Annotated in this window: 10 protein-coding genes and 1 tRNA gene; 4 read left to right on the top strand and 7 right to left on the bottom strand. The window is 36.6% G+C overall.

Annotated elements, in window-relative coordinates:
• Positions 1-153: 153 nt before the first annotated feature.
• Positions 154-618 carry a peroxiredoxin gene (locus CM19_RS10760; protein ID WP_048100435.1) on the bottom strand — a complete coding sequence of 155 codons (465 nt, stop codon included), beginning with the start codon at positions 616-618 and terminating at the stop codon, positions 154-156.
• A gap of 130 nt (positions 619-748) precedes the next feature.
• Entirely contained in the window at positions 749-1,252 is a 504-nt protein-coding gene (locus tag CM19_RS10755) for a hypothetical protein (RefSeq protein ID WP_048100434.1), read from the bottom strand.
• A 147-nt stretch (positions 1,253-1,399) separates the two neighbouring features.
• On the opposite strand from CM19_RS10755, the gene CM19_RS10750 reads away from it, so the two are divergent.
• Positions 1,400-1,681, top strand: coding sequence for a DUF5658 family protein (locus tag CM19_RS10750; RefSeq protein WP_048100433.1), 282 nt, complete (start codon positions 1,400-1,402; stop codon positions 1,679-1,681).
• Between the two features lie 28 nt (positions 1,682-1,709).
• On the opposite strand, the gene leuS is transcribed toward CM19_RS10750, so the two are convergent.
• Complete coding sequence (gene leuS, locus CM19_RS10745; RefSeq protein WP_048100432.1) at positions 1,710-4,481, bottom strand: leucine--tRNA ligase; 2,772 nt, start codon at positions 4,479-4,481, stop codon at positions 1,710-1,712.
• Between the two features lie 211 nt (positions 4,482-4,692).
• Between leuS and CM19_RS10740 the strand changes: the two genes are divergently transcribed.
• Positions 4,693-4,768: transfer RNA gene (locus CM19_RS10740), tRNA-Gly, on the top strand.
• 664 nt (positions 4,769-5,432) lie between these two features.
• Here CM19_RS10740 and CM19_RS10735 read toward each other — a convergent pair.
• The 3 genes from CM19_RS10735 to glgX all read right to left on the bottom strand — a co-directional run bounded on the left by CM19_RS10735 (position 5,433) and on the right by glgX (position 10,801).
• A complete protein-coding gene (locus CM19_RS10735; protein ID WP_048100431.1) occupies positions 5,433-5,795 on the bottom strand; it encodes a hypothetical protein in 363 nt (120 codons plus the stop codon).
• A 615-nt stretch (positions 5,796-6,410) separates the two neighbouring features.
• Positions 6,411-8,663: a malto-oligosyltrehalose synthase gene (gene treY / locus CM19_RS10730; protein WP_048100430.1), complete on the bottom strand. Its 2,253-nt coding sequence runs from the start codon at positions 8,661-8,663 to the stop codon at positions 6,411-6,413.
• Positions 8,664-8,665: 2 nt separating this feature from the next.
• On the bottom strand, positions 8,666-10,801 hold the full coding sequence (gene glgX, locus CM19_RS10725) for a glycogen debranching protein GlgX (RefSeq protein ID WP_048100429.1): 2,136 nt from the start codon (positions 10,799-10,801) through the stop codon (positions 8,666-8,668).
• A 46-nt stretch (positions 10,802-10,847) separates the two neighbouring features.
• Here glgX and treZ point away from each other — a divergent pair, with 46 nt between their 5' ends.
• Both treZ and CM19_RS10715 read left to right on the top strand, forming a co-directional pair.
• Positions 10,848-12,512, top strand: a complete 1,665-nt coding sequence (gene treZ / locus CM19_RS10720) for a malto-oligosyltrehalose trehalohydrolase (protein ID WP_420804728.1) — start codon at positions 10,848-10,850, stop codon at positions 12,510-12,512.
• Positions 12,513-12,639: 127 nt separating this feature from the next.
• The gene (locus tag CM19_RS10715; RefSeq protein ID WP_052349540.1) at positions 12,640-14,004 is read left to right on the top strand and encodes an RNA-guided endonuclease InsQ/TnpB family protein; all 1,365 of its coding nucleotides are present in this window, start codon (positions 12,640-12,642) and stop codon (positions 14,002-14,004) included.
• 440 nt (positions 14,005-14,444) lie between these two features.
• On the opposite strand, the gene CM19_RS10710 is transcribed toward CM19_RS10715, so the two are convergent.
• Positions 14,445-15,203 carry a DUF929 domain-containing protein gene (locus tag CM19_RS10710; protein ID WP_048100427.1) on the bottom strand — a complete coding sequence of 253 codons (759 nt, stop codon included), beginning with the start codon at positions 15,201-15,203 and terminating at the stop codon, positions 14,445-14,447.
• Between the last annotated feature and the right edge of the window lie 86 nt (positions 15,204-15,289).

Here is a 15,289-nt window from a genome sequence, read left to right as displayed (position 1 = left end):
CGCTCCTTCAACGAAGAGGAACAAATTCATAAAAACTTATCTTATTTGCGTTTAAGAGGTCCGAAATACACTTTATGAATTTTTCATAAGGGATTGTCGATCTTGATTCTTTCCAATGCATCATTTGTCCATTAAACCAGAGGGATAAAAAGTTCAATCTAAAGGCTTAGCACTTAAATTTTGTAAAATAACTTTCTTGGCAACACTTACGTGACTTTTAGGATTCATCTGAGATGAGTAAATGTGAATTATCTTCCCTTCCTTATCTATAATGAAAGTTATACGAGGTGGAAGTAATAGACCTTTAGCCCCGTAGAGTTCTCTTATCTTATCATCAGGATCGCTCAAAAGAGTAAAGGGAAGACCATATTTCTCTTTAAATTTTCTGTGAGATTCAGGACTATCTCCACTTACACCTATAACAACTGCACCTATCTTTATCAAGTCGTCCCAATTTTCCTTGAAGCTTAAGGCTTCGGTCCTACAACCTGGAGTGTCATCCTTAGGGTAAAAATAAAGTACCACCCACTTGCCTCTGAAATCAGATAATTTTACCTTTTTCCCATTCTCGTCTAATGCTTCAAAATCGGGAGCCTGGCTCCCAATCTCTAACTTCATACTTTCCTTTTTATTTATAGATTTTAAAGATTTGTTTAAAAAACTAGTAAAACAATATAGCTACTAGATCTAAAAATATTAAATAATAAAAATAAATAATCTAATTTTATATTAAAGTAAATATTGAATCTCAGCTACCTGTTAATAGAGCTGTAGCAAGTGCCTCTATGGAAGATACGCTTGGCATCGTCGTATTACCAATGTAAGTAATCATGACATATTCGTTACCGTAAACTCCTTGAACTATTTCCGTGTAACCATATTGATATACTGCTATACTCAACTTCCCTTGAGAGATAAGGCTACCAATTAAGTTTTGTTTTGCATATGATACTGCAGCAGAATGGCTTGGAAAAGCAACTAAAACTACTTGCAATATATCGCCAAGAGAGTCAGTAAAATTGACAAATTTTAAGCTATTGCTACCAAAACTTTGTAGAAAAGTTGACCTAGATAACATGCCCTGACCGGAATATGCATAAACTTGATTCCAATCACCACCAATGTATTTTCCAAGTAACGACGTCCCTATAATGGCTTGAGGTACCGCATGTGTATATCCTCCTAATATGCCCAAAGAGACAATAGCCGCTACAAGCACAATTGCGGCTAAGTGATCTATATTTAATTTCATTCATTTCACCTTATATACATCTATAGAAGTTTATCTTAATAAGCTTATTCTTGATATATATGAATATATATAAATGTATAATTCTATATCTACTTGTCAATAATTAATAACATTATATATAAATACTCTAAAAATCTAAAAATACTCATGAGAAGAGAGATAGCGGTTGCTACAATATCTGGTTTGGCTTTTCTAGACTTATTGACTACAGTTTATGGAATATCTCTTGGTTATGTTGAGGAGAATCCGTTCCTTCACCTATTTTCTGGGAACTTCCTAGCTCTTGGGACAGTCATGTCTTTATTAAAGATTTTTACCTTGGCTTTGTCCTATTTTGAACTTAAAAGAGGGAAATATCTCATTGTCTTTGCGGTCTGCGGACTATTTCTTTATGCAGTAGTCTCGAATTTCATGCTAATATTTGGATAAAAATATAAATTAAGTTAACAAATAATGTTCATAAAATCAGAATTGACGGGTATAAAGGTAGAGCTTGTCCCTTTCTTTCCTTCATATCTGGAATTGTTGGATCACCTGCATCATATATCGCTAATTGGGGAATTCCCAGTTTACTTGTGATATACCTTGCGTTTTCTGCAAGTATTCTAACCTCATCGATATCACTAACCTCTACCATATATTTCCTAAAGTCATCTTCATATGATTTTACAACATTATATATTCTCTCTGCACTCACATCTCCACCGTAAGTTGAAAGAAAATCCTTTGCACTTTTTCCCTCCTGTATGGCTTTGCATGCATCTATAGCAATTTTCATTTTTTGTTTATCCGTACTTACGTAAAGCACAACTTTAGATGGTTCCTTTCCTACTACGTTTACTAATTCCCTGATTCTATTTACAACTTCTTTAAGGTACTCAACTTGAAGGACAGCTTCTGGATAAACTTGAAACTCTTCTGGTTTAGGAAAGTCTTGGTTAACAACTAATCCAGTAAACGATTTACTCCAAAGTTCCTCTGCTAAGTGAGGAACAAGAGGGGAGATCATTCTAATCCACGCTGATGCTACTCTTTTTAGAATATCTGAGCTTGGAGATTCTGTCATGTCCAAGTAATCTAGGATTGCGTCATAAATGGAGTAGATAGCTTCGTCCATAGCTTTCTTAAACTCAAAGGTTTTATAAGCTTGGTCTATTTCTCCAACTTTTTTGGCTATAATGCTAGAAAGCCATTTATCATAAATGTCGTATTTCTTTTCTCTCTTTATTTCAATTATGTAATTAATTGTATTGAATAATCTTCTTAGTTGCTCTGCTATAGCAGTAACTAACCTCTCATTAAATTCAATATCTTGGTAGATCTCTGCAGTAGAAGTTAAAGCAACCCTTACTGGATCTACACCGTATTCCTCTATCGCTTTTTTCAACGGATAAATATTTCTAAAGCTCTTACTCATCTTTTTACCCCCCACCCTGACAAAACCGTTGAGAACTATTTCCTTAGGCAAACCGCTTTCACCAAATATGACTAAATGGTTATATATGAAATATGGCAAGTGATTTTGGACAAGATCTCTCCCACTGCTTCTAACATCTATCGGATACCAGTACTGAAATTCTTCCCTAAGTTTCTTTATATCATCGTTAACTTCTGCAGGTAAACCGAGAAATATATAGTCAAGTTCCTTATCATTGGCCTCCTTTAATAGGTGAGATACCGTATAAAACACTGTGTATAAAGTTGAGTCGCTGAGACTATCTATTATCTGACTCTCGTCCCAAGGTAATTTCACTCCAAGACCTCTACTCCTACCTACAACTCTTTTTCTTAAATCAAAGATTACTTTCTCAAATTCTTTCTTAGCCTCAGGAGGAACTATATCTACCTTATCCAACGACTTCAGAACACTTCTCTTCCACTCTGGATCATCATATGCTATAAACCATTGTTTTTCCAAGGTCTTTACTACCACTTGGGCCCCACATCTACAGAATACGGGACCATTAGTTATCTCATAAATGCTATCATATCTTCCTAAGTTCTTCAGTAGATCAACTACTGCCATTCTACCTTCCTTAACTGATCTACCAGCTATTCTTTCCTTAACATACTGCCGCATATAATCTGGGACTAGATCAACTATGTCCTCTCTCATGACGCCCTTATAAAACTCTGTTCTATAGATTGTCTCTGCATAGTCCTTAAGTTCCGCCATATTAGCAATCTCTATATCCTCGGTCGGAACTTCTGGAAGATCGGGACTCCTAATTACGGGAGTTATGTCTACCTCTTCTCCCGCCTGTTCTATCATTGCCTTATGTATAGGATCGTGAGCTGGAACAAGCATGACAATTCCAGTTCCAAAATTAGAATTGACTAAACCTGAACCAATTACTTCAACTTCCTTTAAGGTTACAGGGTTTATCGCTTTTCTACCAACTAGTTCAGATCCCAGCATTCGATCAGTTTCCTTTAAGTCTCTTTGAAAGGATAGCTTGAAGAATGAATCAGAAGATAGTATATATTTCTTCCCATTTGTTTCTGCCACAACATACTCAGCTTCAGGATTAACCGCTAATCCATTACCTCCAAATACTGTTTCAGGTCTAGAAGTGGATACTGGAAACAAGTATTCTCCCTCAAAAAGTATGACGTCTAGGCGGTCTATTTCAGGTTCAATATCGCCTTTAGTGTCATGCATCCCTACTGGAAATTGATCTCTAGGACAATAACTCACTGCATCACTTTCAATCACTAGTTTGCCCGCTTCCTTTAGTTTTTTGAACTGCCACTGAATAAGTGAGGAGAATCTTTTGTCAGTTGTTGTAAAGGATCTTCTCCAATCTACGCTTAGTCCAAGACTTTTTGCTGATTTTTCCATATCATCTTTAAAGTACTCAGCTAGCTTGTATGGATCAGCTAGTTCTTTTAGCTTCTCTTCTGGAATATTATAGATCTTCACAAAAGAGTCAATAAGTTCTTTATCTCCTCTTCTTATTCCATCAGCTACGGCTAGTATTGGAGTTCCAGTGAACTGAAAAGCAAAGGGAAAAAGTACGTTCTTTCCTTTCATTCTCATATACCTTGCATATATATCGGCTGTCACGTATGTTCTACCGTGCCCTATATGCATCGGACTATTTGTGTAGGGAAATGGAACAGTAATAAAGAACTTGTCTTTTCTTTTATCTGGATTAGCCTCAAATATTTTCTGTTCTTCCCAAGTCCTTTGCCATTTCTCAGCAATAGAATTGAAGAAAGCACTCATAGATTAAATTAAGAGAATTCCCTTATAAACAGTTTAGGACAATGCGTTAAGAATACTCTCCCTGAAGAGGATGATGAATTGACTCAAAAATTTTAACCATTTCTCTATATAATAAACAAATTCTCTCAATCAAGGTAAAGATTTTCTCTATATACATAGGGAAGTTGACACTAAGAGTAAAACATTTAAATTAGGCAACTAATAGATTTTCGCGGTCGTAGTCTAGCATGGATTAGGACGCCTGCCTGCCACGCAGGAGGTCCCGGGTTCAAATCCCGGCGGCCGCATAGGATGTAACTATGTATATTTACCGTTTCCTTTGATTTTATATTAGAAGGGTAAAGGAGATGGAGGAATTTATTACGATGATGAAGATAGAAAGCCCAATATCGGAAGTATGTGAAATGTTCTTGGATAATTCATGTTCACGTAGCTTTACACTGTAGATCTTATGATCTCACTACTAAACACAGAGTTAATACCTAGTAGGTTTGCTTGCTAGATGTATAATATACTAAAGCATATGTTCAGTGCTTCTCTGACTTTACGTCTGAAAGAAATTAAAAGAAAGACTTATGACATTTGCGAACTATCCTAATTACTTTGTCGGATCTTCTTGCTTCAATGTTCAGATTAATCCCCCTCTCACTACAACAGATTTCCTTTATGAGATCTTTTAAAACTCTTTGTAGGTGCTATGAGTCCCGGTCTATTTAAGTTTCTCTCATTTCATGTATTCAGTACCGCTTCACTAAGTCGATTCTGTCCGAATCTCTCGGTTGTAAAGAAGGAACTTAGAAAATCGTTTTATGGACTTTACAACCGAAAGCCTCGCTCTTTAGAGCGGGGAGGAGGTCAGAGGTTATCCATCTACGCACTAGGTCTTCTATATCCTTAACTCATTATTTAAATAAAGGTATCAGGTATTGGATTTAAAATTTATATAAAAATTTAAATTAAAAGAGGAATCGAAAGGCCTATAATTGCTAAAAGAGCAATTATAACGAAGGCAATTATAAATGATAGTATAGCTATTCCTAGAGCCCCTAACCAACCTACATCAAATATTGCCTTAAATACGCCTAACATACCTATGAACCCTAAGATTAGTCCTATGAGATGAAGATGTATGAAATCAAAAATTCCTACTATTATCTCAAATATTAATACTGATGCAAGACTTGCAATCAATGCTTTTCCAAAGCTATCCTTAGAACTAAAAAATTTTGCAGATAACCATATAGGAATGGAAATAATTATCCATGCTATGAAAAAGAAAATCACATCTCCAATTACTCCTAGATGAATATGCATAAGATCAACTGCTTTATGCACTTAAAAGTTGAACGCCGTTGTCGTAATATCTCAGTCCTTCAGCTGTTTTCCCTTCAGGTACTTTTCCCATATTTTGTTGACTATACTATTCAATGTTCTGACCTCCTCCCCGCCCTAAAGGGTTCCCCTCAAAGCGGTTCATAGGTTTTGGTCCATACGTTTCACCCTCATAGAATCATAGCTAGCTACTAGCCCCGATCCTCTCGTCCACGTATAGACCAGTGGGGTGGTCTTACCCCAACTTATCCCTATCCCTCTGGTGGTGGAACCCTCAACACCACCATCATTAGGACTCAGGATTATGGATATGTTAAACGCACCAACTAGGTCTGCGCTAAATACTTTGTTAGATGTTGTACACTTAAACAGTCCTCTGTATCTTTTTATAAACTTTTTCTTAATTCCATCCCCGCTCTGAAGAGCGAGGCTTTCAGTTGTAAACCCAACATTTCACTGGAACCCTATGAAATTTCTTTCGCTATTTATATTTTAATCTCTACTTTACGGTTCGAGAACTTTACACCTACCTCTCCTAAGTGGGCTCCAGACGCATATTCTCAAAAGTTAGACTAAAAAAATCCATTAAATTTATATTTATCTTTTTACAAGAACTGCAACAGGTAATTGCCTCAATGCCTCATTAATATCCACAACATCTCCAGTAAGTATATCCTCATATTCTCCATCTAAGTCAATGTTGATCCTACTCATGTTTAATGGATAATTATTGGCTATTAACCTAGGTGCAACTGTTACAAGACCGTTTCTTGAAAAGACGCATAATCTCTTAGAATAATCGCCTGAAACATTTACTGGAGTATATCCTTTAAATAACTCTCTCCTCCTTCTTCTAAGTTCGAGAAGCTTCCATACAATGTATGTTTTAAGCCTATTCATAGTCATTTTTCTAGGATCCTCTCTCTTAATCTCTGAGAGTTCTTTCTTAAGGTGATCGAAATCAACTGGTCTTCTATTATCAGGATCTACCATCAAGAACGTAAATGTTTCATTCCCTTGATAAATATCAGGGATTCCCGGAGAGGTTAATTGTAAGGTCTTTTGTGAAATAGAATTTATTTCTCCAATCCTCTTTATCTTTTCATAAAATGGGAGGAAAGAGCGTAAGAATTCTCCATCTTTAATTACATTTCTTACGAACTTCTCTACTGCCTTTTCATACTCATCGTTAGGAAAAAGCCATGAAGTTTCATTTTTCTCCTCTCTAATGGCTTTCATCATATACTTAACTAACCTTTCTTCATACTCTTCCGAATATTCTTTCCATGTTCCTAATAGAACTTGGTAAAACCTAAACTCATCGTTCTTAGTGGGGTAAACGAATCTTCCTCTTGAAATCTTGAATTTCTCATTTATAGCTGCCCATTCCTTTACTTTTACTTCCCATTCAAGTGGAATCTCCGACAATACATTTATTCTGGCCCTTACATCCTCACTAAATTTCGTATCGTGAGTAGAAAGCGTTGTCATTGTATTCGGCCTGAAGAGTTCTCTTTCCAAGTTTCTAGCATGGAATTCCTCGCAAGTTATCCCAAAAGTCCAAGGATCTCCTCCAACTTCATTTAAAGAGATAAGGGGATTATAGCGATAGAAAAATGTATCCTCAAGTCCCTTAGCCATGATTGGACTCTCTAACTGTTGCAAATACATCATGGCACTTCTATTATTTACTAGGTCAAGCACTCCAGGACCTGAACATTCTGATGCCTTAGCAATAGCTTCAATATCGTCCCACTCGACATGATCTGAGATATAAGTCCTGTATACTCTCATGCACTTTATAAAATCCTTTATTTCCTTCCTGTAGTCTTTACCTGTAATTTTTTCTATTTTTTTAGCTATTCTATCAATATCACCCTTAAACAGTTCTTCAATAACATCTTCCTTGCTTTTCCATATACTTCTCTCATAGTTTAGACTTTCACCAGTGAATTCCTCATAAATTCTCTCCATGATGAATTTATTTTCCTTCTCTACAAATAGCATATTTACATCCCTAAGAAAGTCATACCCTGTAGTGCCATCAATCTTCCAATCCCTGAGTCTTTCATGTCCTGAAAGTATCTTCTCAGCCTGGATAAGTACCCCTCCTACGCGTTCTCTAAGTTGTTCAAAGTAACGCTTAGGATCGAACAGTCCATCAGGATGATCTACCCTTATTCCCTGAATTACTCCTTGTTTTACAAGGGAAAAAATGACTTTATGAGTGTCCTCAAATACTTCTGGATCTTCTTGCCTTAAACCTATTAAGGAATTCACGTCAAAAAATCTCCTATAATTTATCTCTTTAGACGAATTCTTCCAATATTCTAGGATATAGTTCTGGTGTTTAAGTAAATCGGTTAATTTAGTTTCATTAGAAGACTCACTCCCCACATTGAGTGGAAGTACATGATCATAGTAATGAAGAAAGCCGTCTTTAATTTCCATTGACTTTATCGCATCATTAAGTTCCTCTCCTAGAATAGGTAAAATTATCTTTTCTCCATCCCAATCAAAATACTTTGAGTACTTGGAGTTCCTGCCATTTTTTAGAACATCCATTAAATAAGGATTTTCCAAAGTCATATGGTTTGGAACTACGTCAACTAGAATCTTCATTCCAAGTTCTTTAGCCTTTGCCGAAACTTTCATTAGCAAATCCAATCCGCCGAGTTCTTCATTTACTTTGCTAAAGTCATATACATCATATCCATGTTCACTACCTTTTCTAGCTTGAAGGATTGGAGAGAGATAAATCCATTCGACTCCTAACTCGTTTAAGTAATCCATAATGTTTAACAGATCTAAAAAAGTAAACTTGTAACTGAGCTGGACTCTATAGCTCATACTCAAGTCCTCCTATAAATCACTGCGCTTCTTCCTTCAATTTCCAGCTCCTGTTCTGCCTTTACAATTTTATCATTCTCTCCTGCTTGTCTGTCAATAGTCCAGAGAACTAATTCCCAATTACTTCCGATTTTTGGAACCTTAAACTTTATTGGATTTGGATTTCCGTTAAGTATTATCAAAAAGGTATAGTCGGCAACTCTTTCCCCTCTCTCGTTAACTTCATCCATTGCATCTCCTGACAATATGAAGGCAATTGTTTGAGTTGGAGAATTCCACACTCTATCGTCAATTTCCGAACCTGAAGGAGAAAGCCAAGTGATATCTTTGAAAGGAGATCCGAAAAGTTTTCTGCCTTGAAAGAACTTTCTTCTCCTAAATATTGGATGAGCTTTTCTAAAATATACTAGAGATTTAACGAAGTCTCTAAAAGCCTTCTTTTTATCATCAAGATTCCAATTATACCAGGAAATCTCATTATCTTGGCAAAAGGCATTGTTATTCCCCCTCTGAGTTCTACTCAGTTCATCCCCCCCAAGTATCATCGGAACTCCTTGACTTATGAGCAGGGTAGTAATGAAGTTCCTTTTTTGCCTTTCCCTGCAAGATAATACGTTGGGATCTTGAGTTTCTCCTTCATATCCACAGTTCCAACTAAGGTTATCCTCCATTCCATCTTTATTGTCCATCTTATTTTCCTCATTATGTTTCTGATTATAGCTAACCAGGTCCTGTAATGTGAAACCATCGTGACTAGTTATGTAATTTATACTAGCGAAAGGAGTCCTACCTGATCCAAGATAGAGATCAGGAGATCCCATAAGTCTATTTGCTAACTCTCCGTATTGCACTTGTTCTCCTCTCCAAAACCTTCTTACAATGTCTCTATATTTTCCGTTCCACTCAGCCCATTGGTATGGGAAATTTCCTACTTGATATCCTCCTTCCCCTACATCCCAAGGTTCAGCAATAAGCTTTACCCTTGAAAGTACTGGATCTTGTTGTATTGCGACAAAAAAGGTAGATAGCATATTAACGCTATAAAGTTCTCTAGCTAGAGCTGACGCTAGGTCAAACCTAAAACCATCAACGTGCATTTCCAAAACCCAATACCTTAGACTATCCATAACTAGCTGAAGTACCCTAGGATGTCTCAAGTTGAATGTATTCCCAGTTCCTGTAAAGTCCATGTAAAATCTAGGATTATCTGGATTCAACATGTAATACGAGGCATTGTCAATACCCTTAAAGCTAAGAGTTGGACCCAAATGGTTTCCTTCACCAGTATGATTATAAACAACATCTATGATTACTTCGATACCTGCAGAATGAAGTTCTTTAACCATTTTTTTAAACTCTATAACCTGTTCTCCTTGGCAACCTGAGCTCGAATACCCACAATCTGGAGCAAAGTAAGCTATTGGATTATATCCCCAGTAGTTCGTCAATCCTTGATCTAAGAGCCACTTATCTCTAACGAATTGTTGAACAGGCATTAACTCTAATGTGGTTATTCCCATATCCTTAAGATATGAGATTATGGGCTTAGAGGCTAGACCAGAATACGTGCCTCTAAGGTTTTCATCTACATCTTCTCTTAACTTCGTTATGCCTTTTACATGAGCTTCGTAAATAGACGTCTGAGACCATGGAACTCTAACAGAAAGAGGTCTCTCTCCTTCCCAATCAAAATCACCTGAAACAACCACGGATTTAGGTATGAATGGAGTCGAGTCCCTTTCATCAAAGCTCATATCTTGATTTTGATCACCAATTTTATATGAAAATAAAGAATCGTCCCAATTAATTAATCCAGCAACGGCTTTAGCGTAAGGATCGATCAATGCCTTATTCTTATTAAATCTATGTCCGTTTTCAGGCTTATACGGACCATCAACCTTATATGCATAAAGCTGACCCTGGAGTAGGCCTGGAACTTGAACGTGCCAGAGGTCTCCTGTTCTTTCCTTAATGTCTATTACCTCTTTTGGTTCCTTATCGTCTACATGAGAAAAAAGGAGAAGTTGTACCCCTGTTGCGTTTTCCGAAAATATGGTGAAGTTAACGCTATCCTTAAAGACTGTTGCACCAATTGGATATGGTTCTCCAGGTCTTACCGGCCTGCTCACAATAGCCATGTTTATCCTTAAAATGTATGAAAAGCGATTAAAATATATGTGGAAGCTGGATATAGGAGCGAACCTTGAGGAAAATGAAGTTAAGTTTAGAGTGTGGGCGCCTTTTCTTAAGTCCTTAAAGATTAAAGTAAATGATAGAGAGTTTGATCTTGAAGAAGAGGAAAAGGGATATTTTTCAACTTACGTTAAAGCAAAGGAAGGAGATCGTTACGGTTATCTTATTAATGGAAATGAGATTCCAGATCCTGTTTCTAGATTCCAACCAGAAGGGGTTCATAAAAAATCAGAAATAGTTTCTCCTAACTTTAACTGGGAAGATAAGAATTGGAAAGGAATTGAAATGCCTATAATATATGAGATGCATGTAGGAGCTTTTGGTAACGATTTTTATGGAGTTGCTAAAAAAATTCCTTATCTACGAGAACTAGGAATAACTGCTATTGAGTTGATGCCTGTCTCACAGTTCGCTGGAAATAGAAACTGGGGATATGATGGTGTAATGCTTTACGCTGTTCAAAATAGTTATGGAGGACCAAAAGGACTTAAATACCTCGTAAATGAGGCTCACAAGAACGGAATAGGAGTAATAATCGACGTAGTTTATAATCATATAGGTCCAGAAGGAAATTACTTAGGCTTGTTTGGTCCATATTTTTCCTCTAGATACAAAACCCCCTGGGGACCAATTTTTAACTTTGATGAGTCATGGAGTGATGAAGTTAGGCATTACGTCATTCAGAACGTGCTATACTGGATAAACGAATACCATGCAGACGGACTTAGATTAGATGCCGTCCATAGCATATATGATATGTCCCCTAAACATATTCTAAGGGAAATAATGGAAACAGTTGAAAAAAACGAAAGAAAAGCAATAATTATCGCCGAAAGCGATTTGAACGACCCACGAATAATTTTGCCCCCAGTAAAGTGCGGTTATGGCTTAGATGCGCAGTGGTCCGATGACCTTCATCATGCTATCCACGCATTCTTTACAGGGGAGAGAGATTCGTACTATGAGGATTTTGGTGAAATTGAAAAAATAGCTAAGGCTTTAAAGGACGTATTTGTCTATGATGGAGTTTATTCAAAGTTTAGAAAAAAAACTCATGGATTTCCTGTCGGAAATTTGCCCGGTAATAAGTTCGTTGTATACTGCCAAAATCACGATCAAGTTGGAAATAGATTAGATGGTAAAAGGATCATTTCGTTAGTTGGAAAGGAAAAGGCAAAAATGTTACCATTTCTTTACCTACTATCTCCTTATATTCCTATGCTATTCATGGGAGAAGAGTATGGGGAGGAAAACCCATTTTTATTCTTTACTGACTTTTCTGATGCTGAAATTATCAAAGGTTTAAGAGAGGGAAGGAAAAAAGAGATGGGAAAATACTATTATGAACCACAAAGCGAAGAAACGTTTAATAGATCAAAGCTAAGTTGGAAAATTGATGAGGAACTACTGGGACTATATAAGGCTTTGATATCACTTAGAAAGGGAGAAATGAGAGGATTTTCAAGAGATATAGAAGTAAAAACAAACCAAGGAGGAATAATCTATACGAGAGGGAGATATATTATAGTGATTGCTTTGCAAAAAATGAAAGTTGAATATAAAGGAGAATTAATAATATCAACCAACAGTAAATGTCCACAGAAAATACCAGCAGAAGTTGAGGGATGTGCGGCCGTATATAAGTATAATGAGTAAAATTTTGGGTTATATAAACTATTGAGTTCCTTTACCTTTACAACTGAAAGCCTCGCTCTTTAGAGCGGGGATGTTATCAAAAAAAGTTTATAAAAGGTAGAGAGTAACTCCTAATGAGGACGGTACGGTGGGTAAACCTAAGAAGAGTAGTAAGGGATCAGTCCCTATGCCTGCCATACCAGTCCTCAAACGCACCATAACTGTAGAACTTATACCAACAAAAGAACAAGAGGAGGAGTTAAAAGAACTAGGTGACCTATGTTCAAAACTGTGGAACCAAGTAAACTATGAAAGGAGAAGACAGTTCTTTAACGGTGAACGTGGTGTTGATATCAAGGGTACCTATAACAAGTGGTATAATGAGTACAAGGAAAAGGTAGGTACAATAACAGCACAACAAGTTTTAAACAAGAACAATGAGGCGTGGAGATCATTCTTCTCCTTGTTAAGAGCAAAGAAAGAGGAAAAACTACTACCATTCATCAACAAGATAAACCCACCTGGTTATTGGAAAGACAAGAAGAAGAGGAAGTTGATAATAGTGTTGAGGAAAGACCAATACAAGATAGATAAAGAGAAACAGGAGATTGAACTACGCCATTTGGGACAATTCAAGGACTTGAAGATAAAATACAAGGGAGAAATATACTATAGAGGGGAACAAGGGAGGTTGGAAATAATATATAATGACGTATTAGGAAAGTGGTATGCCCACATTACTTTAAAGGCAAGTAAAAAACTTGACAGAAAGAATGATGAATGGGTGAAAGTACCGCTAACACTAAAAGGTAATTTAGTAGGTGGGATAGATATAGGGATAAACAACTTGTTAGCTGTCTACATCTCTGACGGTACACAGATGTTAATCAAGACTAGGGTGTTAAAATCAATCTCGTACTACTACAGAAAATTGATAAGTATGAAACAGAAGTTATTATCCTTGTATAATCAACTGTTCTCAAATAAGGTAAGGAGGTTGTACATTAAGTGGAAAAGGGAGTTAACTACTATAATAGACGCTACCGTAAGGAAAGTTGTTGAATTCTTGTATAACAAAGGTGTCTCATTAATTAAGGTTGGTTATCCAAAGAACATAAGTCAGAAAAAGGGCAACTTTCTAGTTGTTAACGTCTGGTCTTATAAACAAGTTATGGACAAGTTGAGGGATGTTGCTGAAGAACACGGAATAACTGTTAAGTTTGTTAACGAGGCATACACTTCAACTACTTGCCCAATACACGGTAAGGGTTGTGGTGAGAGGATACACAGAGGTCTCTTTAAGTGTACAACATCTAACAAAGTATTTAACGCAGACCTAGTTGGTGCGTTTAACATATCCATAATCCTGAGTCCTAATGATGGTGGGATCACCAGAGGGATAGGGATAAGTTGGGGTAAGACCACCCCACTGGTCTATACGTGGACGAGAGGATCGGGGCTAGTAGCTAGCTATGATTCTATGAGGATGAAACGTATGGACCAAAACCTATGAACCGCTCTGAGGGGAACCCTTCAGGGCGGGGAGGAGGTCAGAGTCTACAACTCGTGATGTCCTCCAGCCTACTAAGCGGGATGTATCCATAGGACGAGATTAAAAGGTAATGTTGTCATCACATTTCAACACTAAGTCATGTTTGACATGTCTAATGATAATCTATAATAAATTTATATAAAATCTAAAAAAGTGAAATAGTTAGATATATTGGGTTAAAAATTGCAGACAAATAAACGATAGCGTAAATACATTCCTAAAGATGAGCTGGTTTTCCCCACATCCATGAGGTCTTTGACAAGACTTTCAAGGTTGTCGTGAGGTTACCTAGCTAATGGATCGTTATGATGAGATCAGAACGTTGTGAAGCCCATTGGTTCACGGACATGGCAATAAGTGTTCTTAAAACTCGAACCCGTGTTAAATATTTATTCCAGGATTTAGCTCACACATTCTGAAGCTAAAGGGCCTGCTGCCATCAATATAACTTGATTTATATAATTAGCAGCTTGTATAATTTGAGGAAAATTATCAAGATGACTCATAACATATGAAGGAGAGTAACCTTCAAGAATTTTAGGGCTTATTAGAGGCGTTGAGACTATATAAGTCCCATTAGGACCAGATATTAAAATTGCAAAATTCAAATGATTTGGATGCACAATAAATGCGGAGGCGTTATTATATCCAATCACTGGTACCTCAGTCTCATACTTTATAATTACTGATGATACGTTTCCTGGAAGTTCCTGTTGTAATTCCTCTTCTCCCACTTGAACTAATTTACTTAGAGGGATTGGAACTCCTGATGGAGTTGCATTCAAATATTCATTATAAAGGTAGGAAACTTGATATTCTACTACTCCATTAGATTTAAATCCTGTAAAAATTAAACCTGGTATGTTAGAAGCTACTTTATCATATGGATCTGAATAATGTTCATAATAACTCAAATTCCCATAATGTGATAGAACGTCGTATAATGCCCAGGAAGCGACTGCACCCACTGGACAACCTATCCATGACTGTTCTACTACGATAATTTTTCCTGGAGGTGCTAGATCCTTGTTGCTAACCTTAACAAACTTACCATATGGAATCTCAGCCCTACTTGTTATAGGTTTTATAACGAGAAAATACGCTATAAAGATAACTATTATTATTATGACTACTGTAGCAAAGACCGTTACTCGTTTCATTATCAATCTTGACTTTTTTTATGTTTAAAAGTTTGTCTTTAAAAGTTTTATGAAAAACTTGCTTTAAGTAAGTTATCAATCATCTA

Origin of the sequence: Candidatus Acidianus copahuensis, assembly GCF_000632495.1 — an archaeon.
GTDB lineage: Archaea > Thermoproteota > Thermoprotei_A > Sulfolobales > Sulfolobaceae > Acidianus > Acidianus copahuensis.
The sequence above is the reverse complement of the archived record's forward strand: the minus strand, read 5'-3'. Positions and strand labels throughout refer to the sequence as shown.